Origin of the sequence: Paenibacillus cineris (assembly GCF_018333335.1) — a bacterium.
GTDB lineage: Bacteria > Bacillota > Bacilli > Paenibacillales > Paenibacillaceae > Paenibacillus_AQ > Paenibacillus_AQ favisporus.
In genome coordinates this window covers 3,580,195-3,605,906 of sequence record NZ_BORU01000001.1, presented here as the reverse complement: position 1 = coordinate 3,605,906, position 25,712 = coordinate 3,580,195, and the positions used below count along the sequence as shown (strand labels likewise).

24 protein-coding genes are annotated in these 25,712 nt (G+C 52.0%); 21 read left to right on the top strand and 3 right to left on the bottom strand.

The genetic code is table 11. The features are described 5' to 3' along the window. Positions 1-4 precede the first annotated feature (4 nt). From KI379_RS16690 to KI379_RS16625, 14 genes are all read left to right on the top strand, one after another. Positions 5-1,075: an SAM-dependent methyltransferase gene (locus KI379_RS16690; RefSeq protein WP_212984249.1), complete on the top strand. Its 1,071-nt coding sequence runs from the start codon at positions 5-7 to the stop codon at positions 1,073-1,075. Between the two features lie 217 nt (positions 1,076-1,292). Next, complete coding sequence (locus KI379_RS16685; RefSeq protein ID WP_212984248.1) at positions 1,293-2,777, top strand: serine/threonine-protein kinase; 1,485 nt, start codon at positions 1,293-1,295, stop codon at positions 2,775-2,777. A 34-nt stretch (positions 2,778-2,811) separates the two neighbouring features. Next, positions 2,812-3,840: an SAF domain-containing protein gene (locus KI379_RS16680; protein WP_212984247.1), complete on the top strand. Its 1,029-nt coding sequence runs from the start codon at positions 2,812-2,814 to the stop codon at positions 3,838-3,840. Between the two features lie 82 nt (positions 3,841-3,922). Beyond that, positions 3,923-4,636 carry a hypothetical protein gene (locus KI379_RS16675; RefSeq protein ID WP_212984246.1) on the top strand — a complete coding sequence of 238 codons (714 nt, stop codon included), beginning with the start codon at positions 3,923-3,925 and terminating at the stop codon, positions 4,634-4,636. Then, on the top strand, positions 4,633-5,478 hold the full coding sequence (locus KI379_RS16670) for a hypothetical protein (RefSeq protein ID WP_143811874.1): 846 nt from the start codon (positions 4,633-4,635) through the stop codon (positions 5,476-5,478). Before KI379_RS16675 ends, KI379_RS16670 begins: the two co-directional genes overlap by 4 nt. Beyond that, on the top strand, positions 5,479-7,386 hold the full coding sequence (locus tag KI379_RS16665) for an ATPase, T2SS/T4P/T4SS family (RefSeq protein ID WP_212984245.1): 1,908 nt from the start codon (positions 5,479-5,481) through the stop codon (positions 7,384-7,386). It abuts the gene before it with no gap. Continuing rightward, the gene (locus tag KI379_RS16660) at positions 7,376-9,448 is read left to right on the top strand and encodes a hypothetical protein (protein ID WP_212984244.1); all 2,073 of its coding nucleotides are present in this window, start codon (positions 7,376-7,378) and stop codon (positions 9,446-9,448) included. Before KI379_RS16665 ends, KI379_RS16660 begins: the two co-directional genes overlap by 11 nt. A 14-nt stretch (positions 9,449-9,462) precedes the next feature. Continuing rightward, positions 9,463-9,945, top strand: a complete 483-nt coding sequence (locus tag KI379_RS16655; protein ID WP_192715504.1) for an ABC transporter permease — start codon at positions 9,463-9,465, stop codon at positions 9,943-9,945. A gap of 29 nt (positions 9,946-9,974) precedes the next feature. Continuing rightward, a complete protein-coding gene (locus tag KI379_RS16650; protein WP_212984243.1) occupies positions 9,975-10,388 on the top strand; it encodes a hypothetical protein in 414 nt (137 codons plus the stop codon). Continuing rightward, positions 10,381-10,935 (top strand): hypothetical protein, encoded by a 555-nt coding sequence (locus tag KI379_RS16645; protein ID WP_212984242.1) that lies wholly within the window; start codon positions 10,381-10,383, stop codon positions 10,933-10,935. The genes KI379_RS16650 and KI379_RS16645 overlap by 8 nt, the downstream gene beginning before the upstream one ends. Beyond that, positions 10,922-11,914 (top strand): hypothetical protein, encoded by a 993-nt coding sequence (locus KI379_RS16640; RefSeq protein WP_212984241.1) that lies wholly within the window; start codon positions 10,922-10,924, stop codon positions 11,912-11,914. Before KI379_RS16645 ends, KI379_RS16640 begins: the two co-directional genes overlap by 14 nt. A 148-nt stretch (positions 11,915-12,062) precedes the next feature. Then, positions 12,063-13,616: an ABC-F family ATP-binding cassette domain-containing protein gene (locus tag KI379_RS16635; protein ID WP_076171317.1), complete on the top strand. Its 1,554-nt coding sequence runs from the start codon at positions 12,063-12,065 to the stop codon at positions 13,614-13,616. A gap of 102 nt (positions 13,617-13,718) precedes the next feature. Continuing rightward, complete coding sequence (locus KI379_RS16630; protein WP_212984240.1) at positions 13,719-14,750, top strand: thiazole biosynthesis adenylyltransferase ThiF; 1,032 nt, start codon at positions 13,719-13,721, stop codon at positions 14,748-14,750. Between the two features lie 148 nt (positions 14,751-14,898). Then, positions 14,899-15,588: a response regulator transcription factor gene (locus KI379_RS16625; protein ID WP_212984239.1), complete on the top strand. Its 690-nt coding sequence runs from the start codon at positions 14,899-14,901 to the stop codon at positions 15,586-15,588. Between the two features lie 43 nt (positions 15,589-15,631). On the opposite strand, the gene KI379_RS16620 is transcribed toward KI379_RS16625, so the two are convergent. Further along, positions 15,632-16,150, bottom strand: coding sequence for a C40 family peptidase (locus KI379_RS16620; RefSeq protein WP_089547886.1), 519 nt, complete (start codon positions 16,148-16,150; stop codon positions 15,632-15,634). A gap of 270 nt (positions 16,151-16,420) precedes the next feature. Then, the gene (locus KI379_RS16615; RefSeq protein ID WP_076171326.1) at positions 16,421-17,062 is read right to left on the bottom strand and encodes a thiamine diphosphokinase; all 642 of its coding nucleotides are present in this window, start codon (positions 17,060-17,062) and stop codon (positions 16,421-16,423) included. 178 nt (positions 17,063-17,240) lie between these two features. Between KI379_RS16615 and KI379_RS16610 the strand changes: the two genes are divergently transcribed. Further along, positions 17,241-17,894, top strand: coding sequence for a trimeric intracellular cation channel family protein (locus tag KI379_RS16610; RefSeq protein WP_212984766.1), 654 nt, complete (start codon positions 17,241-17,243; stop codon positions 17,892-17,894). 21 nt (positions 17,895-17,915) lie between these two features. Continuing rightward, the gene (locus KI379_RS16605) at positions 17,916-18,380 is read left to right on the top strand and encodes a low molecular weight protein-tyrosine-phosphatase (protein WP_089547884.1); all 465 of its coding nucleotides are present in this window, start codon (positions 17,916-17,918) and stop codon (positions 18,378-18,380) included. 195 nt (positions 18,381-18,575) lie between these two features. On the opposite strand, the gene KI379_RS16600 is transcribed toward KI379_RS16605, so the two are convergent. Next, positions 18,576-19,307 (bottom strand): alpha/beta hydrolase, encoded by a 732-nt coding sequence (locus KI379_RS16600; protein ID WP_212984238.1) that lies wholly within the window; start codon positions 19,305-19,307, stop codon positions 18,576-18,578. A gap of 259 nt (positions 19,308-19,566) precedes the next feature. Between KI379_RS16600 and pdhA the strand changes: the two genes are divergently transcribed. The 5 genes from pdhA to KI379_RS16575 all read left to right on the top strand — a co-directional run bounded on the left by pdhA (position 19,567) and on the right by KI379_RS16575 (position 25,612). After that, the gene (gene pdhA, locus KI379_RS16595) at positions 19,567-20,634 is read left to right on the top strand and encodes a pyruvate dehydrogenase (acetyl-transferring) E1 component subunit alpha (protein ID WP_076171332.1); all 1,068 of its coding nucleotides are present in this window, start codon (positions 19,567-19,569) and stop codon (positions 20,632-20,634) included. Positions 20,635-20,688: 54 nt separating this feature from the next. Beyond that, positions 20,689-21,669 carry an alpha-ketoacid dehydrogenase subunit beta gene (locus tag KI379_RS16590; RefSeq protein ID WP_076171334.1) on the top strand — a complete coding sequence of 327 codons (981 nt, stop codon included), beginning with the start codon at positions 20,689-20,691 and terminating at the stop codon, positions 21,667-21,669. Positions 21,670-21,701: 32 nt separating this feature from the next. Beyond that, complete coding sequence (locus KI379_RS16585) at positions 21,702-23,021, top strand: dihydrolipoamide acetyltransferase family protein (protein WP_105442252.1); 1,320 nt, start codon at positions 21,702-21,704, stop codon at positions 23,019-23,021. A 3-nt stretch (positions 23,022-23,024) separates the two neighbouring features. Beyond that, positions 23,025-24,446 (top strand): dihydrolipoyl dehydrogenase, encoded by a 1,422-nt coding sequence (lpdA, locus tag KI379_RS16580; protein ID WP_116229890.1) that lies wholly within the window; start codon positions 23,025-23,027, stop codon positions 24,444-24,446. A gap of 296 nt (positions 24,447-24,742) precedes the next feature. Then, positions 24,743-25,612: an AraC family transcriptional regulator gene (locus tag KI379_RS16575; protein ID WP_181908926.1), complete on the top strand. Its 870-nt coding sequence runs from the start codon at positions 24,743-24,745 to the stop codon at positions 25,610-25,612. Positions 25,613-25,712 lie beyond the last annotated feature (100 nt).

The following is a 25,712-nucleotide window of genomic DNA, read 5'->3' as shown; positions in this document are numbered from 1 at the left end:
CATTTTGACTGATCATAACTTATCGAATAATGAAAATAGCGAGGAATCGGGAGATTCCATCTCAAGATTTATATGCACGGCAAACCACGGCTTCGCTCCTTATGCCCAGGAAGAGCTGCGCCGCAAATTCGGCCGCCTGAAAAGCCGCGTGCTCGTGTCTGGAGAGGTGTTCCTGTTAACGCTAAATGAAGAAGCCGGCCGGGCCGTAGACATGATTATCAGCAGCCCGCCGATCTTTCTGCGTCACATCCAGCCTGTGCAGCTGGAGCAAAATGCAGATGACATGGATCAGGCGGTCCGTGAGGTCAGCGCCTTCCTGCGAAACCGGAAGGAGCTTCATGGCGCAGCCGTGTCGCTTCAGGTTCGGAAAGCCGACGACAGCCTGTGGCAGGACAGCGCGGGCAAACTGCGAGAAACGCTGGCCGAGATGCTGAGTGACATCGGGGCGGATTTTGTCGTGCAGAATCCGGAGTGGATCATTTCTATTTTTGCTGCTGGAAGCATGCTGTACGCCGGGGTTTCACGGCCATCCGACAACTTGTCGGACTGGAGCGGCGGAGCAATCCGCTTTCAGCGTGAGGAAGGACAGATCTCCAGGGCCAAATTCAAGCTGCTCGAAGCCGAGCACAGCTTTGGCATCGATTTCACCGCTTTTCACACAGCGCTTGATATCGGAGCGGCGCCTGGAGGCTGGACGTCCTTTTTGCTGGAGCGCGGTTTACAGGTTACAGCCGTGGACCCGGCGGTCATGCATGAGTCGCTGCAGGGGCATCCCTCGCTGCGGATCCTCCGGAAAAATGCCTCAGAAGTACAATTCAAGGATGAGGAATTTGATCTTCTTGTATGCGATATGAGCTGGAGTCCGAAACAGATGGTGAAGCTGGTGAAGGAGCTGCTGCCAAGCCTGGCTGAAGGAGGAACGGCGGTTGTAACGGTGAAGCTGATGCATAAAAAACCGATGGCATTAATTGATGATGTCATTTCGTCGTTCGAGCAGGCTGAGATGCAGGTTCAGAGAGCCAAGCAGCTGTTTCACAATCGGGACGAGATCACACTTTATATGATTAAATATTAAGGTTGTTAATGCTGTAGTACTAGTTTGTCAATAATTGGCGCAATGATGCAGTTTGGAAAATATTTCTTGCGCTATCCGACAATTTATTTTATACTGGTACCAAAATTAACCAAACGATAATATAGGGAAAGCATCCCGGAGTACGATCGTGGCCCAGGTCACGCCGTCATCCAGAGGGTGCTTTCCTTTTTTGTCGTTCAGAAAGGTTGTGTATACGATGAGTCATCCTTCCAGGCTGCGTCCCGGACAAAGGATTGGAGGGAGGTATGAAGTAATCGCCAGCATTGGTGAAGGGGGTATGAGCCGGGTATACCTGGCAGCGGACCTGAAGCTTCCAGGCAAGCAGTGGGCCGTCAAGGAGACACCGTCGAGGCCCGAGCTGCTTCAGGGCTTGCAGGATGAGGCTGAGCTTCTCATCTCATTGAACCATCCCCGTCTCCCGCGAATCGTCGATTTTTTCGCATCGGATGAAGAAGGGTTCGCTTATTTGGTCATGGACTTCATTCAGGGTGTCACGCTCGAGAAGTATTTTAAGGAGAACCAATACAGGCTCCCGGCTGGCACTATTCTGCAGATCGCAAATCAGCTGCTGGAAGTGCTGGAGTACCTGCATGAGCATGAACCCGCGGTCATTTTTCGCGACTTGAAGCCATCCAACATTATGCTTGCCCGCCAGCTGGAAGTCCGATTGATCGATTTTGGGATCGCCAGAAATTACAAGCAGGATCAATATCAGGACACCGTTAAGCTCGGTACGGTCGGATTTGCGGCCCCGGAGCAGTATGGATTGGGGCAAAGCGACGCAAGGTCGGACTTGTACGGCTTGGGCGCCTTGATGCTGTATTTGTCCACCGGCGGCAAATGCAGCGAATGGAAGGAAGGGGTACAGGAACTGATCCGCCCCGATATTCCGAAAGGCATGATCCCTATTATCCGCCGCTTGCTGAGCATTGAACCCGAAGACAGGTACCAATCGGCCAAGGAGGTACGTTCGGTCCTGGATTCCATCGGGATGCTGGGTACAGGACCGGTGGGACTGAAAGCGGGGAGGAAGCCGGGATTTCCGGGAACGCTGGTGATCGCGGTCATGGGGGCCGGCAGCGGCACGGGGACAACCCATACGGCGATTGCCGTCGCGCATTATTTGGCCCGAAGCTACGGCAAAGTGGCCCTTGTCGAGATGAATCTGCAATCTCCGGCGTTCGGCCGGATTCAGAGAATCGCGGCCGGCAGGACAGATCGCGTGCAAACGGGTGAGCGCAAGTTTGAGGTGCAGGGCGTGGATTACTGGCGGCAAACCGGGAGGGCTGACGTGATCTCCCTGCTTGGTGGAAGTTACGACTTTGTGGTGATGGATCTGGGAGCTTATTTCGGTAATGACCGGCTGGAGGAATTTCTGCGTGCGGATATTCCCATTATTGTCGGATCGGGAGCGGAGTGGAAGCACCAGGATTTGGTCGGGCTCGTCCAGCAATTGTCCAGTCATCCGCAGCATAAGTGGATGTACTTTCTTCCGCTCGCACCGCAGGACGCTGTGCACCGGCTGCGGCGTACGCTGGGCACGTCCCGGGTATTTTCCATCCCGCTTCAAGTGGATCCTTTTGATCAATGCGATGAGATGGACCGGGCATTTGTCCGGATATTCCAAGGGCTGCTGCCGGTCGCGGAGCGCAGACGAAAGTTCAGGTTTGGCTTAAGCTGAGAGGCGACGATGAAGGAGGGAGTAATCGGGAAGTATGTCAAAGTTAAGGCAGCGAACGAAACACTTGATTTATGCAGGCCTGGCAGGCGCTTCGGCGATGGGGCTGCTGTTTGCAGGCTATGCGGTCTGGAACGCGATGGAGCACAACAAACGGGAGGGAGCGATAGAGCGCCACTACCAGCGGCAAATCGCCGATTTGGAGCAGGCTCAGCTCCAGTCGCAGAAGTCAATGGCATCCGGGTGGACTATCTCCCGCGATGTTGCTCCCGGAGAGACGATCAAGCAGGGCGATCTGATTCAGATCAGGCTTCCGCTCGAGGCTGCCCCTGGCAACCTGATCACGGACAAGGACGGAGCTGCGGGAAGGACGGCCAAGATCGAGCTGGGCAAAGGTACGCCTCTAACCGAAGCGATGCTGTATGAAGGCCAGCCGACCGCACCGGATTTAAGAAACCGGGAGATGAAGGCGGTCTCACTGCCCTCCAACCTGAGGCAAGGGGATTCCGTCGACATACGGATCCAGTTTCCTTCCGGTCAGGACTACATCGTGCTGTCCAAGAAAAAGATAGATAAGCTTGCTTCGCCAACGATGTGGATCAAGATGAACGAGCAGGAGATTTTGTCTTTGTCGAGCGCCATGGTGGATGCCTATTTGCATGATGCCGCATTATATGCGCTCACTTACGTTGAACCGGAAATGCAGAGCAGGGCGGTCCCGACCTATCCGGTAAATAAAGCCGTGATGAAACTGATCGCGAGCGACCCTAACATCGTAAATAAAGCGGAGCAGACGCTGGCTGAGGCCGTGCGCACAGCGCTGGAGAGCGACCTTGCCCGCGCAGATGCACAATCTCCAGGGAACGGCTCATTTTCGGCGTCGGAATATTCTTCAGGGTCTGGTCAGGCCTCAGGATCTTCCTCTAGCACGCCAAGCTCGTTCCAAACGAACGGTTCAACCCCTGCCGGGGAGTCAGAGGACTCGTTTACGTTGGACCAACCACAGCAGAACAAGCTGCTTGAACAGGCAGTGAAAGAGGGTGGAAGTTCAACGGATCAACCATAGTTAAGAGCAGCCGGAGCTGTATGTAAGCAAAGCAACACGATTCGTGAACTTTTGAAAATATCGACTGGCCAGGGGTGATGAGGTGAAGACGTGGATCTTTGCCGGGATATGTGACAAGAGCGAGCTTCTGCTCTATGTGTGCATGCTGCTTCGTGCGGCAGGGCAAAAGGTATTGCTGGTGGATGCGACCGAGAAGCATAAATATCCGCTGTATATCGGACAGCTGGACAAACCGCTGTCTTTGACGGAATTTTCCGGCTTTGATGTCGCTTCGGGTTTTGCGGATGAATCCGAACTGAGGGAACATCTCGCGTTAGTCGGGACATCGATCGAGCAATACGACGTAGTTGTATTTGATATGGAGCAGGCGGAATTTTGTCCCCGTGATTCCTGGGAAAGCGCCGCTGCGTTGGTATGGGTCAGCGATTATGAGATTTGGACGCTGGAGCAGGGAAGGGATTGGTTGGAAGACCTGCTACGCGGGCATTTCGGCAGTACGCCGCTGGAGTTCTATAAAGTGTACGTCCGGGCAGTGGATGATTTTTTTGACGAAGGGTACGCGGAAGGATATTTCGGCAGCCTCCCTGTGCTATGGAAGGAAGCATCTGTTGTCATCCCGTGGGTCGAGACGGATTATGCCTTGAAGCTGCAGAACGATCATACCCGGAAGGTACGGATCAGACGCCTAAGCCGAATATATAAAAAAAATCTATGCCTGCTGATGAGACTTCTGACAGATATGGAACCGAAAACAATTCATCGCGCCTTACGGAGCGCAGAAAGGAGCAAAGTATGAGTACAGTAGCATTTTGGAGCCCGTTAGAGGGAGGGAGCGGAAGTTCGGCGCACGCAGCAGCGGCTGCGGCTTGCCTTGGTTTGGAATATCGCCTGCGCGTCCTTCTCGGTCACGGTGGTACGGCGGGGGAACGTGTGGAAGGGGCGTTCCGAAGCAGCAGGCTGGTGCTCGACCATTCCCTCGTGTCGTTTCACGATCACGGTATGGACGCGTTGGAAAGGCTTGCGGTTAACCGGCGTTTATTCAGGGACAATTTCCGGGATTACACGATTCCTGTGCTGCCTGAGCGTCTCGACCTCGTCCAGGGAAATGACCGTCGGGGAGGAACGCTGCCGGGTTATCGAGGGCAATCGGTGCAGTCCATCGTAACGATCGCCAACCAATGTTATGATCTGGTGCTGCTGGATGCCGGGTGCGGGATGGTGGCAGCCGGGGATCCGGGGGACGGGACGATGCTGGAGCAGGCGGATCTGATCGTCATCAGCCTGACGCAGAGCGTTCAGGGATTGGAACACTTTTTCAGCGGGAGACACTATCCCGACCAGTTAAAGGATAAGCCGGTTATCCTTGTCCTTGGGCGCTACGACAAAGAATCCCACTGCACGCTTCACAACATTAAACGCAGATTCGGGTATAAGGGCATTCTTCATGGTGTTCCTTACAATACGGATTTCATGGATGCGTGGAACATGCATGGTGTCATGAACTATATGCAGCGCAGCCGCAATCTAAACGATCGGCACCCATCGGCACACTTCTACGGCAGCATAAGGCAGCTGGCCAAAGACCTGATGAATATGCTTGAAATACCCGCTTTGAAAATGGTGGGAAGGGGAGCTTGAATGTTTTCCGGACCGCTGTTCAACATATTGTTTATGGCAATCATTCTATTATTTGCAGCTCTTTTCATTTACTTGAGATGGCTTGATCTGCGCAAACGGCCCCCTGTATCCGGGACAACCGGCGTTGAATTTACGATCGAAGCGATGACATCGTTCGTCAAACAGACCCTTCACGAGCTGACCCACAGTCAACTAACCGACCTGGGACTGCATGAAGAAGAATACAAGCGCAGGCTGAATCAGCGCAGTGAGCTGCGCAAAGCGCTGAAGAACTGCATTTCCGGAGATGTTCATGAAAAGCAATACGTGAAGCAGTTTATGGCCGATTTGCTGGTCAAAAGTTATGGCGTGACGGAGGGCAACATAGATCAGGCGATTCCGTTTGCGGATCCGAGGCTTTTGAGCGTACAGGATCAATTCGAAATTATCTTTTATTTATACAAACTGCAGTATGGCCAGGACGCGCTGTCAATGATGCTCGAACTGCACGGTCTAGCCGAACTGCGCGTGCTTCCTGGTTATGGCGATGAGCCAGTTTATGCTGTAACCGCCAGCGATGTGGAACAAATGTATGCCAATGAATCCCGAAGCCTGACGTTTTCGGAGAAGCTGGAAATTGTCGTTCAGCGTATTTACCAGCAGTTTAAAGGGTTTTCGGTCATCGATGAGCTCAGGGATCAACGGATTGACGGTGTGAGCGGCGGTGTGAGCGGTATTTTGGCTGACGAGTCATTCGCCGCCTCCTATGGACTGGACCCACTGCGTATGCTGCAAGCTTCGGTTCAGCCGGATCGTAAAGCCAGAATGACCGAAAGCGTGTGGATATTTTACAGGGGCAAAACGATTCATATGGCCTGTCTGTCCTTCGGGACAGAGCTTGAGCTGAAGCGTGTCTGCCAGAACATTTATAAATACAATCACCCCGGCCAGCTGTCGGAAGCTAACGGCTACAAAGTAAACGAAATGAAGGACGGGTCGCGCGTCGTGGTGGTCAGGCCGCCGTTTTCGGAGTCATGGGCTTTTTTCGTCCGTAAGTTTGACATCCGCAGCGCGACGCTGGAGCAGCTGGTCACCGGGGACAACGCCCAGCTTCCGATCCAAATGCTGCGCTATCTCATGAAAGGGAGCCGAATTACGGCCATCACAGGAGCCCAGGGCTCGGGTAAAACGACGCTGCTGATGGCGATGATCGAGCATATCTACCCGACCTATACACTCCGGGTGCAGGAAATGGCGTTCGAGCTCCACCTCCGGAAGATCTACAGCCGTAGAAACATTTTATCGTTCCGGGAGACAGATCGCATTACCGGACAGGAAGGATTGGACCTTCAGAAAAAGACGGACGGCACGGTCAATATATTGGGCGAGGTGGCCAGCGACGGGGTTTCCTCCTGGATGATCCAAATGTCTCAAGTCGCCAGCTTGTTTACCGTATTTACACATCACGCCAAGACGTTCCGCGATTTGATCTTCTCCCTGCGGAATTCCCTGCTGAAGAGCGGCGTGTTTCACCATGAAGCCGTTGCTGAACAGCAGGTGGTTCAAGTCATCAACTTTGACATTCATTTGAAACGGGATGCTGCCGGCAAACGGTACATCGAACGGATTACCGAATGCATTCCCAAGGAGAAGGAGCCGCTAGGCATGATTGAAGGGGGCGCCCACGGGAGTGTCAGGAAGATGCTAGGCCAATTTATGCAACTGCAGGCGGAGTATTACCGCCGCGTTCATGACCAGAGCTCCTTTTCCTTCCGGAACATCATCGAGTTTCGCGACGGAGGATATGTGGCTGCAGAACCCATTTCCGAGAGGAACTTCAGGGAAATGGCCGAGCAGATGAGTGTGGAGGATGCGGTCATGTTCAAGGAATTTGCTCAGACGAACTGGGGGAATGGATATGGGAGTTAGGCGTCTGCTGTTCCTGGTTCTGATCATTTCTCTGGCGTTGTTTGCGGTAGTCTATGCCGTCATGATGTGGCTGAATAACAGGTCGAGGAGGAACCGGCTGGAGCTGCTGAGCGATCCTACACGTCCGAAGGATGAATTGATGCTGCGCAAACGATGGCAGCAATTTCTTCAAACCGCTTATATCGTAGGTTGTTCTGTACCACTTCTTTCAGCCTATATCCGAAAAGTAAGGAAACGGGTAAGCGGCGTTCATGCGTATGAGGAGTTTTATCTCCGCCATGAGGTCATGAATGTTACGCTATCCATACTGGGGACACTGGGTATTTCAGTTGCGGTGCTGTTTTTGCTGAACCCAAGCTTAAGTTTCCTTCTGCTGGTTCTGCTTACTGCGGTGGTGATCAACAGCCTGTTGATCGACATGGTGGTTAACCGGCTGGAGCGGCGGCTGCTCGTCCAAATGCTCGATCTGTTTTCGGACATCCGCCACCGGTATCATCAGCACGGGATGGTGGATGAAGCGCTGCAGGAGGCGGATGAATCGGCAGATGACGAGGCAGGCCTTCATACCCGAAAAATTGCCGAGGCGCTGATCAGCAACAATCCTTCCGAAGAATTGGAAAAGTACTATGAAGCTGCACCCAACCGTTTTTTAAAAGCATTTGCCGGTATTTCTTACATGATCATGGAGTTTGGCGACAAGGTGAAGGAGCAGGGCTCTATCTATTTGCAGGGACTTAGCGGTCTGACGAAGGAGATCCATCTGGAAATTTTGCGGCGAAGCAAGCTCGATTATCTGTTAAAAGGCCTCAACGTGATCGCGTTAGTTCCCCTGTTTTTTACCAAGCCGATCGAGCGATGGGCCAGAAGCAGCTTTCCGGCGATGGATGAGTTTTATATGAGCAAGCTCGGGTATGCGGCCAAAATCCTCATTTACATCGAGATTATCCTGTCGTTTGTTTTGCTGCAAAAGCTTCAGCAGAATGATGAAACTACATACCGGGCGGGAAGAAACAGCCGCCCATGGGAGAAAGCAATATCGCGTTTTCCGTTATTCCGGGTAATGGCCACATGGGCCGCCCCCCATCCGGGAAGCGCTGATTATTCCAAAGTGGTCCGCTTGATGAAGGAAACCGGAACCGAGCTGACCTATGAATGGTTTTACATCCGGCGGGTCGTCTACAGCCTCATTGTATTTGCGGTTACGCTGACGATGACATTGTATCTTCATCAGATGTCCAGGCACCACATCATGTACGATCCGGTGGTTCAGGACAGCTTCTTCGGGCAGACGACCATCACCCAGCAAGAGGAAGGCAAGCGTCTCAGCAGCCGGGATCTAGATGTCATGAGAAGGGTGAACATGTCGCCGGAAGCTACCTATGCGGAGATTGCCGAACAGCTGCAGGCTGACAGCAAAGGTTTCGGCAAAGACGAGCTTGTAGACTCGGCTAACCGGATCCTCGGTAAGCTTCAGGCCTATCACAACGAGTATTTTAAATGGTGGGAGCTTGTGTTGTGCCTCTTCGCCGGCATGCTTGGATACGAATGGCCTTTCTGGCTGCTTCTGTTCCAGAGAAAGCTCCGCTATATGGACATGCGGCATGAAGTCTACCAGTACCAGACCGTCATTTCGATGCTGAGGGAGATGGACCGGATTTCGGTGGAGGAAATTTTAGAGTGGATGGACCGTTTTGCCGTCATATTCAAAATTCCGATTCAGAAGTGTCTCATTCATTATGACCACGGCGGGGAAATGGCTCTCCAGCAATTGAAGGAGGAGGTGCGGTTCACCGAGTTTCAAAGAATCGTGGACAAGCTGCTCCTTTCTGTGGAGAAAATACCGATCAGCCAGGCTTTCGACGATTTGGAAGGCGAGATGTCCTTTTATTTTGAGCAGCGAAAACAGGATTATGAGCGGATCATTGATACAAAAGCGGGTCTTGGCAGGCTGATCGGCTTTGCACCCATGTACTCCTTGATTTTCATCTATTTGGTCATCCCGCTGATTGCGATGAGCTTCATGCAGATGAACATCTATTACGAGCAAATTCAAAAAATATAAGGAGATGTAAACCTATGAACAACGCGTCCAGTGCATTAAAAGTAGCCGCAGGCATTTTTCTGACGATCGCCCTCATTACGATTGTCGTCATTCTGTTTATATCGGCGCAGGAAGCCACAAAAACCGCGCAAAACAATTTCTCGGACATTCAGACCGAGCTGTCCCAGGCTTCGTTTACGGTTTACGACGGAACAAGCATCAGCGGTTCCCAGGTGACGAATGCACTGCGAAAGTTCAAGGATAAGGACCAATTCGGCATTTTGGTGAAAACGGGCAAAAACAGGCAGGGTCAGTGGTACGGCAATCAGCTCAACATCAGCGCCGATATTGCGAGCGACACTTACGGTTCGGTGATCAATACAGGGCAGCGTGTAGGAAACTTGACGGAAACCGCCAACGAGTCCAGCAATGAGTATGTCAACCCGAGCGGAAAGTTTAAGGCAAGCATCGTGAAGGACAGCTCCAATGTGGTACGGGGACTTATATTTGAGCAGTAGGCAGGGACGGTGAAGGAGTGGCTTAGGTTATGAATCAGCATGCAGAAAGCATGATTTCCGTCAGTTTAGCCTTCATTTTGTTTATTAGCGCCTGCATCTTCGTTCTAGGCTTAACCGGAGAACTGAACCGTGCCGTGAACGGGGCAGGGCGCGCCGCCCAGGGACAGTTGAGAAGCGTACAGCCCGTTTTGGAAGAATCGCATGAGGATTGGGTGAGCGGCTCTCAAGTTGTGTTCAGTATGATGGGGCTTAACGATCCGGATGTCCGGATTTCGGTTGACGGTGTAAATGTTCCCGGAGGTCCGTGGGAGGATGGGTTTGATTTCTCAATGATCGAGACCGGCGCGCTGTACTCCGTTGCTTATGAGTGGGACGGCTCCGGCATCCTGACCGGCATCCATTTTGCAAAGTCGGAGAATAGGGAGAGGACCAGGCATGAGTAACGCCATCTCGAAGTTTGCGGCGGTGCTGCTGGCCGTGGTCGTCATGTACATTTATCCGGCAGCGGAAGCTTCGCAGCGGCAGGACGACCTGTCCCGCATCGTCGTCTATAATGCAGTGACGCAGTTCGTGGATGCCGTAAGGAACAAGGGCTATATCAGTCCGGTGATGTATGAGCAGTTTCTGGAAGAAATTCAGGCGACGGGCAACGAGTTCGACGTGCAGATGGAGCATCTTCACAAGAAATATCATCCGGAATATACCGACGCGGCTGACCCGGGTACGTTTCAAAACAAGTTCAGAACCGTTTATGACGGATATTATACCTCTGACATTATGGATTATATATTTCCCAACACTACGGTTCCCAAAGACGATGAATCGAGAGTCTACAAGCTCACGGCCGGAGACTTTTTTAAAGTTACGGTCAAAAATGTGAACCGGACGGCGGGAACGGTGATGTTCGATTTCGTTACAGGGGCATTAACCGGTGAGGCCGCAGTGATCGTTTTTCCGTACGGAGGCATGGTACTTAATGAAGATTACTGATTTTTGCCTCGTATTCATCGTCATATTTTTTCCGGTCTTTTTGATCGTGGGTTACCATGTTCAGGATCAGCAGAATGTTCGTTTTACCGAGCTGAAGTACGTTACAGCCTTGAGAACAGCCGTTCAGGACGCGGGGAGCATGCTGAACGTCAATGAGCGGCAGGAGTTTGAGTCAGGCTACGGCTCGGCGAAATTTGTTAAAGCGGATAAGGAGCTGGCCCTTGATACGTTTTACCATACACTGTATGCCAATTTGGGGATCGAAGAGGATGCGGCTGCCCAGCAGGTGCTGGACCGTTACATTCCGGCCGTAGTTGTGATCGATTATGACGGATTCTGGGTGTACGCGGAGGAGGAATATAAGGGAGCTGACGGCATGGCATATGCCAAGCATCTATGGCTTCCGAAAAAGCCGTATAGTTACAGCGACCGGGCAGGCAATCTGGTCCATTTTACGCTCGATAATGTCGTAGAAGCTTATCAAGCCGGCTCGGGTACTTGGATCAGGGGACTTCAAAGGGAGCTCGGACCGACTTCGTCCATTCCTTTGCTGCAAGATGGGGTCCGGTATGAGCAGGTAAGAAGAACGACTATCGTACAGGCGATCGAGGACGACCTGGCGAATGTCATTAACAGGCATAATGAAAAGGCAGTCCGAAACGGTGCATCGTACGTGTTTACGCTTCCGCTCATTTCACAGGAGGAGTGGAATAACTCGATCGACGATATCGGCATCTTGGCGTTTATCCAAGGCATCCCTATCGGCGAGCAAGCATTGAACAATTACGCGCTGGGCAGCGGCCGTTTGGTCAAGTCGACCGTTATCAAGGCGGGGGTGGATCACCGAACAGGTATCCGTTATTATTCCAGAGGCGATTGTGCCGGTGATTTGGACGCTGCGGAGACCTTCACGAGCGCCAAAGAAGCGGCTGCAAACGGTTATTTTGAGAAACCGTGCACACGGGCTTTTGAGCCGTAATGAGTTCTTCAATTAAGAAACCATGATTTCGTGGATTTCTGTTTTACGGCCGGCTCCTTCTTATGATAAAATGATGTCTTGAATGTCATTTCAATGACTTGATGCTAAAAATGAATTTTTATCATAGATAGGAGCGCAAAAAGCAGCTATGAGCTTATTGACAGTCGAAAACGTCTCCCACAATTTCGGGGAACGCACGTTGTTTAAAAACGTATCCTTCCGCCTCCTGGCCGGCGAACATGTAGGTCTCGTCGGTGCCAACGGTGTCGGAAAGTCAACCTTGATGAATATTTTGACGGGGCAGCTGCTGAAGGACAGCGGCAAGGTAGAATGGACGCCGAAGGTCCGCTACGGTTATTTGGACCAGCATACGAAGCTGACGCCGGGTAAAACGATCCGCGATGTGCTTAAGGATGCCTTCCTGCCGCTGCTCGAGCTGGAAAAAGAGATGATGGAAATCACCGAGAAAATGGCCGATGCGTCTCCCGAAGAGCTGGAGCTGCTGCTTGAGCAGATGGGCGATATTCAGGAACAGCTGGATATCGGCGATTTCTACATGCTCGACGTCAAAGTGGAAGAGATGGCAAACGGTCTTGGCCTGAATGCGATTGGGCTGGACCGGGACGTAGCCGCCCTCAGCGGTGGTCAGCGCACCAAGGTGCTGCTGGCCAAGCTGCTGCTCGAGAAACCGAACGTTCTTCTTCTCGACGAGCCAACCAACTATTTGGACGTGGAGCATATCGAGTGGCTGACCCAGTATCTGAAGGATTATCCGCATGCCTTTATCTTGATCTCCCACGATACGGAGTTCATGAACCAGGTCGTCGATGTCATTTACCATCTGGAATTCGCTAAACTGACCCGGTATTCGGCCAATTACGAGAAGTTTTTGGAGATGGCGGATATTTCGAAAAATCAGCATATCGACGCCTACGAGAAGCAGCAGGAATTTATCAAGAAGCAGGAAGACTTTATCCAGCGGAATAAGGCGCGTTATTCGACCTCCGGCCGGGCGAAGAGCCGGGAGAAGCAGCTGGAGCGCATCGAGCGGATCGATCGTCCGGAAGAAGCGGCCAAGCCGGTGTTTAACTTTAAAGAGGCACGGGCCAGCGGCAAGACGGTGTTTGAAGGGATCGATTTCGAGATCGGTTATACCCACGCCCTGCTTCCCAAAATGAGCATGACGATTGAGCGCGGAGAAAAAATCGCTATCGTCGGCTGCAACGGCGTCGGCAAATCGACGCTCCTGAAGACGATCATGGGTAAAATCCCGCCGATCAGCGGCAAAACGTACCTTGGCGATTTTCTGTATCCGGCCTACTTTGAGCAGGAGGTCCGCCCCGGCAACATCACGCCGATTGACGACGTATGGAATGAGTTCTCGTCTTTGAACCAGCACGAAGTCCGTGCTCACTTGGCCCGCTGCGGCCTGAAGAACGAACACATTACGCGTCCGCTCAATATGCTCAGTGGCGGCGAGCAGGCGAAGGTGCGGCTGTGCAAGCTGATGATGCGTGAAGCGAACTGGATCCTCTTTGACGAACCGACAAACCATCTCGACGTCGTGGCCAAAGCCGAGCTGAAGCGCGCCCTTCAAGAATTTAAGGGGACGGTGCTGCTCGTTTCCCACGAACCGGATTTTTATGAGGATTGGGTCACCAAAATTTGGAACGTGGAAGAGTGGTCCGCGCAGCGGGCTTAACTGCCTTGTGAATATCGAGCACTCGCAACAAACAATAACCAAAAGCATATGATAGCCGCTTTCCTTCGGGATTGCGGCTTTTTATGAAAGGAACGATGAGCGATGCAACATACAGGAGACCGTTACTCCCGGCAGGAGCGGTTTGCCCCCTTGGGCAGGGAAGGCCAGCAGAGGCTGGCGGGCAGCCACGTTCTCATAATCGGCGCGGGGGCGCTTGGCACTTCGATCGCCGAGACGCTGGCCCGTTCCGGGGTGGGCCATCTCACGATCGCCGACAGGGACTACGTGGAATGGAGCAATCTTCAGCGGCAGCAGCTGTTTTCCGAGGAAGACGCCCGGCGGCGGCTGCCGAAGGCGGTAGCGGCCAAGCAGCGTCTGGAGGCGATCAATTCGGAGATTGTCATCGACAGCCACATTATGGACGTGCGCGTCGATGAGCTGGAGGAGCTGGTCCGCGGAGTGGATCTGATCATGGACGGTACCGATAATTTCGATACCCGTCTACTGATCAACGATCTGGCTCACAAGCATGACCTTCCCTGGATATATGGGGGCTGTGTCGGCAGCTATGGCATCACCTACACCATTCTTCCCGGCAAGACGCCATGTCTGAACTGCTTGCTGGGCACAGTCCCGCTCGGTGGAGACACCTGCGACACAGCGGGCATCATTCCACAGGCTGTACAGATGGTGACGGCCCACCAGACTACGGAGGCTATGAAGCTATTAAGCGGGCATCCCGAGGCGCTATCGAACAAACTGGTGTCCTTTGACCTATGGCGCAACGAGTGGATCACAATCGGCGTTGACCATGCAAAAATGGAGGATTGCCCGACCTGTGGACATCAGCGGACATACCCCTACCTGTCAGCTTCAAATCTGGAGAAAACCGACGTGCTCTGCGGGCGCGACACCGTCCAGATCCGTCCCGGAAGCAAGCGGTCTCTCGATTTGGCGGAAACGGCCGACAGGCTGTCCAAGCTCGGAGAGGGCATCGTCGACGCCAACCCTTTTCTGGTATCATTTCAATTGGAATCGAAGCGGATGGTCATCTTTGCCGACGGGAGGGTGCTGGTGCACGGCACCAAGGATATTCCCGAGGCCAGGTCGCTGTATCATCGGTATTTTGGGTAAAAGGTATCATTTTTCAAATTCAGACCATTCCGTACTCCGGAATGGTTTTTTATTTTGTGGCCACCCTAAAGGGAAGCAATCGGCGTGCTCGCCGGAGCAAGTGGTACTGACCGCACGTCATTAATACTAAAAAAGTCGGTGGGCTGACATGCACGAAAGCATCCTGGCTATGGGGCTGGCGAGGGAAAGTGAGGTCGTTGACGCTCTTCTGGAAGAGCGGTTCGAAATATATATTGCCGGGGACGAAGAAGAAGCTGCTCAATACGCGCGCAGCCATCCGGTCGACCTGCTGCTCATGGATTTGACCGACTCCGCTGTGCCTTTAACCCGGCTCATTCGCACCGTCCAGCGTGAGCAGAAGGGCCGGCGGTTCCCCGCCGTCGTTTTGACGCCGTCCGATATGGACCTGCCTGTGTCCAGGCTTTTCCGAGCAGGCGCAAACGACGTGCTGAAAAAGCCTGCCGACACCGACGAACTGCTGGCCCGGATCCGCAATTTGCTGTCGCTGTTCGGGCTGATCGAAGAGCAGTACGGACAGACGGTCACGATTGCCGACCTGGACATCGAACCCAAGAGCCGGACGGTAACGCGCGGTGGAACCCCTATTGAACTGACCGCAAAAGAATATGACCTGCTGCTGTACCTGGCCAGGCACGTCAACCAAGTGTGCAGCCGTGAAGACATCTTGAAGTATGTATGGGAATTCGAATTTCATATGGTGACCAATGTCGTAGATGTATATATCCGGCATTTGAGGAAAAAGGTAGACCGCGGATTTAAGCAAAAACTGATTCACACCGTGCGCGGAGTGGGTTATATAATAAAAGAAGGCCAATAGTCCTACAGGACTACCAGCCTTCCACGTTGATTTGTATTATAACCTACAGTACGCGGCGTGCTTTCAGATAAGTTCTCTTCCAGTTGCCGGAGTTCAGATTGGAAATCGTTACGCCGGGAGAACCGTACGTGTGCAGAATTTTACCGTTGCCGGCATACACCGCCACGTGAGTTACGTTATGTCCGTTGGCTCTGCTGCCGCTGGAGAAGAATACGAGATCTCCGGGCTTCAGGTTTGCTTTCGATACGGCTTTTCCGACTTTGGATTGCGCCACAGAAGTACGCGGCAAGTTTACGCCGTACTTCTTAAAGATATGCTTCATAAAAGAAGAGCAGTCAAAATTTCTTGTTGTGCTGGTCGAAGCGCCGAACTTGTATGGAGTACCCATATATTGTTTACCGTAATTTACGACTTTTTGACCAGTCGTTGTCGATGTCGTTGCAACTTGAGTGTTAGCTGCAGAGGCTTCCGTTACCTGTGCGCTCGTTGCGATCATTCCACCAAAACCTATAGATGCACATAACCCTACGGTTACTACTTTTTGGATCAGTTGTTTGTTCATGTTGTATTACCTCCAAATTTCGTTTTCTCTCAAGCTCGTCTCCGAGTATAACAGCTTTGAAACAACCTAAATTCTGGATGATGTGTAACAAAACGTTGTGGCTGTAAGGGAAATGGGCTTTTATTAAAAAACGATTAAAAGTTACAAAAAATTAAGAAATACATTTACCCATCCTAGAAGCAAATAAAAAAACCCTTGATAAATCAAGGGTTTTCATTGTTTTTTGCAATTTTCATATCGGTTACAAAATTGTTGTCAAACAAAAGCTGCTTAATCATTGCTCTGGATGACCAGCAAGAGTCCGCCTTCCACGGTGATTGTGCCTTGGGAACCGGTTAATTGGTTGCTGATGCCGAGGGATTCTCCCATTTTAAGCGTGGCGTTGTCCAAGGGGTATTGGAATCCTGTTAATGTAATTCCGGTCACTTCGGGAGTCATAGGCAGCAGGGAAACATACTTATACCCTCTGTCCTGGACCTCAATGGAAGAGCCGGTGAGTGTCATATAATTGTTACGATCCAGCAGGGCGCAGGAGATGTGGTGCTGCAATACCCGGTTCATCATCTGGATATTGGCTAACGTGTGGTCGAGCCTCGATCCTGTCACTCCCATCAGCAGAATGATATCCGGCTGTTCTTTGATGGCAAGGTCCAGCGCTAGCTCCGTATCGGTCAAATCCTTGTCGATGGGATCGCAATCAATGAGCTGCTTGCTGCCGCTCCTAACCTTTTGCAAATCGGCCGGAGATATGGAGTCAAAATCACCTACAGCCAGATCAGGCTTATAATTGTTTTCTATTAAAAATAACGCTCCCCGGTCGGCACCGATCAAAAAGTCGGAAGGCCTGATTTCCTTCAAGTACTGCTTGTGCAGATCGCCTCCGGAAAAGATCAATACCCGTTTCTGTTCCATCCTATTTACCTCCGATTGTCGCATTGACGGCTCTTGGCAAGCCCTTTAATTCGCTGTTTATCGAAAGGGCTTGGAAGTTATTCTAGTATAAATCAGAATAGATGGTTGCACAATTCGGCCGGCAGCGGCTACAATGGATGACAGCATATGTTAGGGAGAGGTCAGAAATAAAGTGGACATGCACGTTTTTGAACTATTCAGCATTATCGGCACCATCGCTTTCGCCATGTCCGGTGCGCTCGTAGCCATGGAGGAAGAGTACGACATTTTGGGGATCCTGGTTCTCGGCCTGGTGACTGCCTTCGGCGGCGGGGTCATCCGCAATGTGCTGATCGGTGTGCCGGTGACGACGCTCTGGAGCCAGGGACTGCTGATCAAATTGGCGATCGTGGCGGTGATCGTCGCTTTCCTGCTGCCTGTAAACTGGATTAGGCACTGGAAGAGGGCGGAGGCGCTGCTGGATGCGGTGGGATTGTCAGCCTTCGCGATCCAAGGTGCATTGTATGCAGCCAACATGCATCATCCGCTCAGCGCGGTCGTTGTTGCCGCCGTGTTGACAGGCATTGGAGGAGGAATTATCCGGGACCTGCTCGCCGGAAGGAAGCCGCTTGTGCTTCGAGATGAAATATATGCCGTATGGGCGATGCTGGCCGGAGTAGCCATCGGACTGCATTGGATCCAGACTACACTGGAAGTGATCGTTTTGTTTGCGGCGGTGGTGGTGTTCCGGATGCTGTCTGTTTTCTATAAATGGAAGCTCCCGCGGCGTTCGCTGCAGCCATCTGCCCTACAGCCCGTCATCCGCGACGAACGGCACAAGGAATCAGCATAAAGCTAGGAGGACGAGACTGACATGATTTCCGTTTTATTTGTTTGTTTGGGCAACATTTGCCGCTCACCGATGGCTGAGGCGATCCTGAGACATAAAGTGGGCGAGGCAGGGCTGGATGGAAAGATCAGCGTGGATTCCGCCGGCACGGGGGACTGGCACCTCGGCAAGATTCCACATGAAGGAACCCGGCGGATGCTGGATCAGTACAAGATCAGTTATGCGGGAATGAAGGCGAGGCAGGTCGCGAGCAGCGATTTCGAAACTTTCGACTACATCGTCTGCATGGATGACAGCAACGCGACGAACCTGCGCAAGCTTCCGGGGGGAGAACAGGCGACCGTCCTGAAGTTTATGGACCTGCTGCCGGATCATGAGCTTCGCGAAGTGCCGGACCCTTATTATACGGGGAATTTCGAGCTGGTTTACGAATTGATGGACGCGGGCTGCCAGGTACTTTTGGACAAAATATGCCAAGAAAAGCTATAATAGAAAAGACACGCCCGAACGAGGCTATGATCAAAAAGGAAAGCGGCAGGCGCACTGCCGTTTTTTCAGGCTGGAATTGAAAGCGTAACCACTTGCGGGGATAAAAAAGGTGAACGTCGGCTGAGCTGTGGCTGCTGCATTAGCATTCATACCGGAACATGTTCACCTTTGTGCTGTTCAATAGAGGGTAATGGGTCAGGCGCGAAGAAAATAGAGCAGTGCATCCGGCAGTTCTTTTTGCCAGAAGCCCCAAATATGCTTGCCGTCTTTCTCGGTATAACGAACGGTTGCACCGCGGTCCAACAGCAGTTCTTTCATGCTTCGGTTAATCTCGACGAAGTTGTAGACTCCAAGGTCGCTCTCGAAATGGGTTTCCTGCAGGCCGACGATCATGTAGACATCGAGCCAGGACAAGTCATCGTTTTCGGCTACGATTTCCTGGGTGTCCGTATAGTAAGCGCCGGACAAGCTGATAATCCGGTGGAACATCTCCGGATAGTTCATAGCCAGGTGGAGCGAAACGCATCCTCCCAGCGAGTCGCCGGCCAGCACGCGCTGCCTGGGGTCTTGCCGCACGGGATATTTTTGCTCGATGAAGGGAATAATTTCTTCGGCAAAGCACCGGGTGTAGGCCTCGAACCGGCTTCCGAACGGCGCATATTCTTCGGTTCGCACGGAGGTGTCGACCTCGACGCCTACGACGATGAAGGGTTCGGCGAGATCATCCAGAATCAGCTGATTGGCGATGGTCGCGATCCGGCCGAAATTAAAAAATTCCTCGCCATCCTGGCAGTAGACGACCGGATAGCTGACGACCTCGTGGTAGCCGGGCGGCAGATACACGCGCAGGTTACGGCTTTCGTTCAAAAAGCGGCTCTCCAGTTGTTCCTTGTGAATGGTTCGTTTCAAGTATTTTGAATCCGTCATTCATGATCACCTTTCGTGCGGTTAATTTTTGCAATCGGGAAAACAATAAGTTACTATAACCCATGTTTGCCGATTTTGTACCTGTTCCAGTCAAAGCTTTCTGTCTGTTATACAAAATACATTCGCCTGTTATACATACAAAGCGCAAATATTTTGAAATTTAATCCGCAATAGCTTTGACGAAACGAATAAAACAGGTGTATAATAATTCTATAACAGCGGAACTTGATATTCAAATTTTTTTGTTGAGGTGAAGAGAATGAGCAAGGTTCCTTATGAAGTGTACACCGAGGAAGTCGAAGCGCTTTCCGTGCTTTCTCCGGACGGTGAAATTGTTAATGAAGCGAAAATGCCTAAACTTACTGATGATCAGTTAAAAGAAATTATGTACCGTATGGTATTTACACGTACTTGGGATGACCGTGCTGTTAACCTTGGACGTCAGGGCCGTCTCGGCTTCTACGCACCAGTTTCCGGTCAGGAAGCGACGATGGTCGGCAGTGAATTCGCGCTGGAGAAAGATGACTTTATCTGCCCGGGCTACCGCGACATGCCGCAGATCGTATGGCACGGACTTCCACTATACCAAGCATTCCTGTACTCCCGCGGACATCAAGAAGGCGGCCGCATTCCTGAGGGCGTTAACGTCTTGATGCCACAAATTATTATCGGTGCGCAAATTTTGCACGCGATGGGTATTGCCATGGGCTACAAGCTGAAGAAGCAGAAGCAAGTGGTCATTACGTACACAGGTGACGGCGGATCTTCCGAGGGCGACTTCTACGAAGGCCTGAACTATGCCGGACGCTTCAAACTTCCTGTCATTTTCTTCGTACAAAACAACGGCTACGCCATTACGACTCCTTTCGCAAAACAAACGGCAGCCTTGTCGATCGCACACAAAGCGGTTGCAGCCGGTATCCGCGGCGTAAAAGTCGACGGTATGGACGTACTTGCCGTTATTAGTGCTGTTCAAGAAGCTGCTGAGCTAGCACGCAACGGCGAAGGCGCAACTTTGATCGAAGGCGTAACTTACCGGTACCGTCCGCACTCCTTGTCCGACGATGCAACCAAATACCGCACGAAGGACGAAGAAGGCGAATGGAACGCGAAGGATCCGATCACGCGCCTCGGCAAGTACCTGGAGAAGAAAGGCCTGTGGTCGGAAGAAGACACGGCCCGCGTGAAAGAGGAAGCCAAAGCGAAAGTAAACGAAGAGATCAAAAAAGCGGAACAGACTCAAAAAATGACCGTTCCCGGCCTGATCGACAGCATGTTCGAACAAACACCGAAACATTTGGAAGAACAAAAGGCCGATTTCCAATAAATCGTTTGATCCGTTTTGCGTAGTTTAACGAATGTTTAAGGAGGAAATGAAGCAATGGCACAAATGAATATGAAGGAAGCAATCCGCGATGCGCTGCGCGTGGAACTTAAGCGTGACCCGAACGTGATTGTGTTTGGTGAGGACGTAGGTAATGTCGGCGGCGTATTCCGTGCGACGGAAGGGCTGCAAAAAGAATTCGGAGAGGAACGCGTCTTTGACACGCCTCTGGCTGAATCCGCGATCGGCGGCCTGGCTGTAGGCCTCGGGATCCAAGGCTTCCGTCCGGTAGCCGAAATCCAGTTTGTCGGCTTTATCTTTGAAGCGCTCGACCAAATGTTTGTACAGGCTGCCCGCATGCGTTTCCGTTCCGGCGGACGCTACAACGCGCCGATCGTATTCCGCACACCGTTTGGCGGCGGGGTTAAAGCGGCTGAGCTTCACACCGATTCCCTGGAAGGTTTGGCCGTTCAAACACCGGGTATTAAAGTGGTAGTGCCGTCGAACCCTTACGACGCCAAAGGCCTCATGATTGCGGCGATTCGCGACAACGATCCGGTGTTCTTCATGGAGCACTTGAACCTGTACCACGCGTTCCGCGCCGAAGTTCCTGAAGAGGACTACGTCGTTGAGCTGGGTAAGGCTAACGTGGTCCGCGAAGGTTCCGACGTGACGATCATCGCCTACGGCATGATGGTTCATACCGCTACGAAAGCAGCGGAAGAGCTTGAGAAAACAAAAGGCATCAAAGCCGAAATCATCGACCTGCGTACGCTGAATCCTTTGGATATCGATACGATCGTTGCATCGATCAAGAAAACAAACCGTGCCATCGTCGTGCAGGAAGCGCAAAAAACTTCCGGCGTAGCGGCTGAGGTCATTGCTCAAATCAACGAAAAAGCGATTCTTCACCTGGAAGCTCCGGTACTGCGCGTAGCTGGACCTGACACGGTATATCCTTTTGCCCAAATCGAAGATACATGGCTTCCTACACCGGCTCGAGTCATCGCTGCAGTCAACAAAGTCATGGAATTCTAAGAATCGCAGTCATTCAATAGGGAGGTAGTAACGTGGCAAAATTTGAATATCGGTTCCCCGAACTGGGAGAGGGCTTGCATGAAGGCGAAATTATCAAAATGCATATCAAGCCCGGCGATAAAGTAACAGACGACGACATCATTATGGAAGTGCAGAACGACAAGGCGGTTGTAGAAGTGCCTTGTCCGGTTAACGGCACAGTACAGGAAGTATTCACGAAGGACGGACAGGTGTGCCGTGTGGGCGAAGTAGTCGCCATTATCGATGCGGAAGGCGAAGTGCCTGAGCAGGAAGCTCCTGCCGGCGATCACGGTGCCCAAGAAGCAGACGCAGCAAAAGGCAGCGCGGATACAACTTCTTCCCCTGCAGCAAGCAGCCCTGCTGATGCCAAGGAAGGCGGCGCTGACCAAGCTCCGGCTCCTGCAGCTCCGAACAAAGAAGTGTTGGCTACGCCAAGCGTGCGCAAGTTTGCGCGTGAGCAAGGCGTTGACATCACGCAAGTGAGCGGAACGGGCAACAACGGTAAAGTGACTAAAGAAGACGTCGAAGCCTTCAAGAACGGCGGCGGTCAAGCGGCAGCGCCTGCAGCAGCTAAGGCTGAAGAGAAAGCAGCTGCACCTGCAGCGGCAGCAGCAGCTGCGGATCCGCGTGCTGAAGAAGAGCGCGTACCGTTCAAAGGAATCCGTAAAGCGATCGCTAACGCCATGGTGAAATCGGCTTATACAGCTCCGCACGTTACGATCATGGACGAAGTGGACGTAACCGAGCTGGTGGCATTCCGTACCCGCATGAAACCGATCGCCGAGAAGAAAGGCACGAAGGTCACTTATCTGCCGTTCATCGTCAAAGCGCTTGTGGCGGCCAGCCGTCAATTCCCTGCTCTGAACGCGACGATCGACGAAGAGAACAACGAAATCGTCTACAAGAAGTACTACAACATCGGTATCGCAACCGATACGGATAACGGTCTGATTGTACCGGTCATCAAAGATGCCGACCGTAAGAGCATCTGGATGATCGCTGACGCGATCCGCGACCTCGCGGCACGCGGCCGTGACGGCAAACTGGCTCCGGCAGAAATGAAAGGCAGCACGATCTCCATCACCAATATCGGTTCCGCCGGCGGCATGTTCTTTACTCCGATCATCAACTTCCCTGAAGTGGCGATCCTGGGTACCGGACGCATTACCGAAAAACCTGTCGTGAAGAACGGCGAAATCGTGGCAGCTCCAGTTATGGCCTTGTCCCTGAGCTTTGACCACCGCATCATCGATGGTGCTACAGCCCAAAACTTTATGAACTATATTAAATCACTGCTCAGCAACCCTGAGCTGCTGGTTATGGAGGTGTAAGATATGGTAGTAGGTGACGCTTCTCTCGATATCGATACATTAGTGATTGGTGCTGGTCCCGGCGGTTACGTGGCAGCCATCCGTGCTGCACAGCTAGGACAAAAGGTTCTGATTGTGGATAAATCCGAAGTGGGCGGCGTGTGCTTGAACCGCGGATGTATCCCTTCCAAAGCCCTGATTGCGGCGGCTCATCAATATGAGTCTGCCGTTCACGGCGAATCTTTCGGCGTAACTGCTGAAAATGTGAAAGTGGACTTTGGCAAAACCCAGGAATTCAAAAACGGCGTTGTGAAAAAGCTGACCGGCGGCGTTGCCGGCCTGCTCAAAGGCAACAAGGTTGAAATTTTCAACGGCGAGTGCATGTTCATCAACGAAAACGAGGCGCGCGTGTTCAACGAACACGAGTCCCCTCGCTACCGCTTCAAAAACTGCATTATCGCTACAGGCTCCCGTCCGATCGAGCTCAAAGCGTTCCCGTTCGGCGGCCGCATCCTGTCTTCGACCGAAGCGCTGAGCCTGCCTGAAATTCCGAAGAGCATGGTTGTCATCGGCGGCGGATACATCGGTGCCGAGCTTGGCCAAATGTACTCCAAATTCGGAACAAAAGTAACGATCATCGAAGGACTGGATTCCATCCTGAACGGATTCGATCCGGACATGACGAAGCTCGTTGTGAAGAGCATGACCAAAACCGGCGTGGAAATCATCACAAACGCCAAAGCGGAAAGCGCGACTCAAACCGACAACGAAGTTACGGTGAAATACTCCGTGAACGGCGAAACGAAAGAAGTGACTGCCGACTACCTGCTCGTTACGGTTGGTCGCCGTCCAAACACCGACGGAGAGCTTGGACTCGACCTGATCGGTATCGAATTGGATGACCGCGGCCTGATCAAAGTCGATCATCAGGGACGTACGAACAAGCCGCATATCTTTGCAATCGGCGACATCGTTAAAGGCCCTGCGCTGGCACACAAAGCTTCTTACGAAGGTAAAGTAGCGGCTGAAGCCATCGCCGGACATCCTTCCGTCGTGGACTACAAAGTCGTTCCTGCCGTAGCATTCGTCGATCCTGAATGCGCGAGCGTAGGTTACACTGAAAAAGAAGCAAAAGAAAAAGGCTACAAAGCAAAAGCAGCGAAGTTCCCGTTTGCGGGCAACGGACGCGCCTTGTCCCTCAATGCAGCGGACGGCTTCGTGAAGCTGGTGTTTGACGAGGAAACTCAGCTCGTGCTGGGATGCCACATCGCCGGGGTTGAAGCTTCCAACCTGATCGCTGAGCTGGGCCTCGCTATCGAAATGGGCGCCACGCTGGAAGATATCGCTTTGACGATCCATGCGCATCCAACGCTGGGCGAAATCGTTATGGAAACTGCCGAGCTTGCGCTGGGCAATCCGATTCACGTGATCGCACCACGCCGCTAAGTTATCATCATATATAGAAGTAACTCAAGGAAAGAGCCGTCTCATGCGGCTCTTTCTTTTTTGATTATTGAAGGGACTTCGTCATTTCAGGCGTTAGCGCCAAAGGAGCCGGATCCATTAACCTCTGAAGTAACCATCCTGAAAGGACAGTTTTGCAATCCACCCATATCATAATAAAAGTGGATAGGTTGTTTTTCTAATTATTGGGATCATCTGGGTGATGATGCTGACCGGTTGAGGATTTTGCTACAATGGAAAGAGCAGAACGTTTCATTCTAGGGAAGGTGGGGGATGTTATGGGAACGATGACCTCATTTCTGGAAAGAGGACTGATGGACGAAGATTTTCCGATTCGTGTGGTTCAGACAGAAGAAACGTTTCTTTTTGCGCCGCATTGGCATGAAGAAGTCGAAATTGTATATGTAGCCGAAAGCGGGGCGCGCATCGAACTGAACCATCACTTATGTGAGCTGAAGAAAGGGGAGATTTTGATGATCAAGCCGGGTGAAGTCCATTCTTTTCTGCCCGGCACCGGCAAGCTGCTGATTATCGTATTTCGCATGCATTTTTTAACAGGAACGAACCCATGCGGCCCGGATGAGCAGAGCTTAAAGTCGCTCGTTTCGCACAATACCGTCATTCCGGCACATCAAGTGCAGAAGGCCAATTTGGCGCTGATGATGAAAGCGATTGCTGAAGAAGAATCGGGCAGGCAGCCCGGTTATAAATGGTCCATGAAAGCAAGGCTGTACGACCTGATCGTTCGCTTGATCCGGCTCAAGCCGGGGCAAATGGAGGATGATTATCCAGGGGGCGCTTGCTCCGAGAGCAAGAAATTCGCCTTTATTGAGGCGGTGTGCGAGTATCTGGAAAGGCACTACGACCAGCCGCTGAAGCTGGATGACATTGCCGACCATACGAACTTTAACAAATTTTATTTATGCAAGCTGTTTAAGGAAGCCCGCGGCATGACGGTAATGGATTACTTGAATCAATACCGGATTGCACAAGCTAAATGGGAGCTGCTCGGCGGTTCGGAATCCATTCTGCAGATCGCTGTGCGGAACGGATTTAACAATCTGAACTCGTTCAACCGCATTTTTAAAAAGTACAATGGCTGCACGCCTTCCGAATTTCGCAAGCGAAGCGGCAGGACTGCGCAATAAATGAACAATCCAGACCAATATCCGATGAGCCCGGCCGGCAAAAATCCCATAAAATGATAACAAACTTAGATGTAAGCGTTTCCTTTTTTAATCGTGGATG

Bases quoted from the DNA above. Each gene is read 5' to 3' on its own strand.
- KI379_RS16575 (WP_181908926.1), top strand. From the start codon at position 24,743: ATGGGAACGATGACCTCATTTCTGGAAAGAGGACTGATGGACGAAGAT.
- KI379_RS16645 (WP_212984242.1), top strand. From the start codon at position 10,381: ATGAGTAACGCCATCTCGAAGTTTGCGGCGGTGCTGCTGGCCGTGGTC.
- KI379_RS16655 (WP_192715504.1), top strand. From the start codon at position 9,463: ATGAACAACGCGTCCAGTGCATTAAAAGTAGCCGCAGGCATTTTTCTG.
- lpdA (WP_116229890.1), top strand. From the start codon at position 23,025: ATGGTAGTAGGTGACGCTTCTCTCGATATCGATACATTAGTGATTGGT.
- KI379_RS16600 (WP_212984238.1), bottom strand. From the start codon at position 19,307: ATGACGGATTCAAAATACTTGAAACGAACCATTCACAAGGAACAACTG.
- KI379_RS16590 (WP_076171334.1), top strand. From the start codon at position 20,689: ATGGCACAAATGAATATGAAGGAAGCAATCCGCGATGCGCTGCGCGTG.
- KI379_RS16670 (WP_143811874.1), top strand. From the start codon at position 4,633: ATGAGTACAGTAGCATTTTGGAGCCCGTTAGAGGGAGGGAGCGGAAGT.
- KI379_RS16685 (WP_212984248.1), top strand. From the start codon at position 1,293: ATGAGTCATCCTTCCAGGCTGCGTCCCGGACAAAGGATTGGAGGGAGG.
- KI379_RS16640 (WP_212984241.1), top strand. From the start codon at position 10,922: ATGAAGATTACTGATTTTTGCCTCGTATTCATCGTCATATTTTTTCCG.
- KI379_RS16615 (WP_076171326.1), bottom strand. From the start codon at position 17,062: ATGGAACAGAAACGGGTATTGATCTTTTCCGGAGGCGATCTGCACAAG.
- KI379_RS16610 (WP_212984766.1), top strand. From the start codon at position 17,241: ATGCACGTTTTTGAACTATTCAGCATTATCGGCACCATCGCTTTCGCC.
- KI379_RS16650 (WP_212984243.1), top strand. From the start codon at position 9,975: ATGAATCAGCATGCAGAAAGCATGATTTCCGTCAGTTTAGCCTTCATT.
- KI379_RS16625 (WP_212984239.1), top strand. From the start codon at position 14,899: ATGCACGAAAGCATCCTGGCTATGGGGCTGGCGAGGGAAAGTGAGGTC.
- KI379_RS16630 (WP_212984240.1), top strand. From the start codon at position 13,719: ATGCAACATACAGGAGACCGTTACTCCCGGCAGGAGCGGTTTGCCCCC.
- KI379_RS16635 (WP_076171317.1), top strand. From the start codon at position 12,063: ATGAGCTTATTGACAGTCGAAAACGTCTCCCACAATTTCGGGGAACGC.
- pdhA (WP_076171332.1), top strand. From the start codon at position 19,567: ATGAGCAAGGTTCCTTATGAAGTGTACACCGAGGAAGTCGAAGCGCTT.
- KI379_RS16665 (WP_212984245.1), top strand. From the start codon at position 5,479: ATGTTTTCCGGACCGCTGTTCAACATATTGTTTATGGCAATCATTCTA.
- KI379_RS16660 (WP_212984244.1), top strand. From the start codon at position 7,376: ATGGGAGTTAGGCGTCTGCTGTTCCTGGTTCTGATCATTTCTCTGGCG.
- KI379_RS16680 (WP_212984247.1), top strand. From the start codon at position 2,812: ATGTCAAAGTTAAGGCAGCGAACGAAACACTTGATTTATGCAGGCCTG.
- KI379_RS16605 (WP_089547884.1), top strand. From the start codon at position 17,916: ATGATTTCCGTTTTATTTGTTTGTTTGGGCAACATTTGCCGCTCACCG.
- KI379_RS16620 (WP_089547886.1), bottom strand. From the start codon at position 16,150: ATGAACAAACAACTGATCCAAAAAGTAGTAACCGTAGGGTTATGTGCA.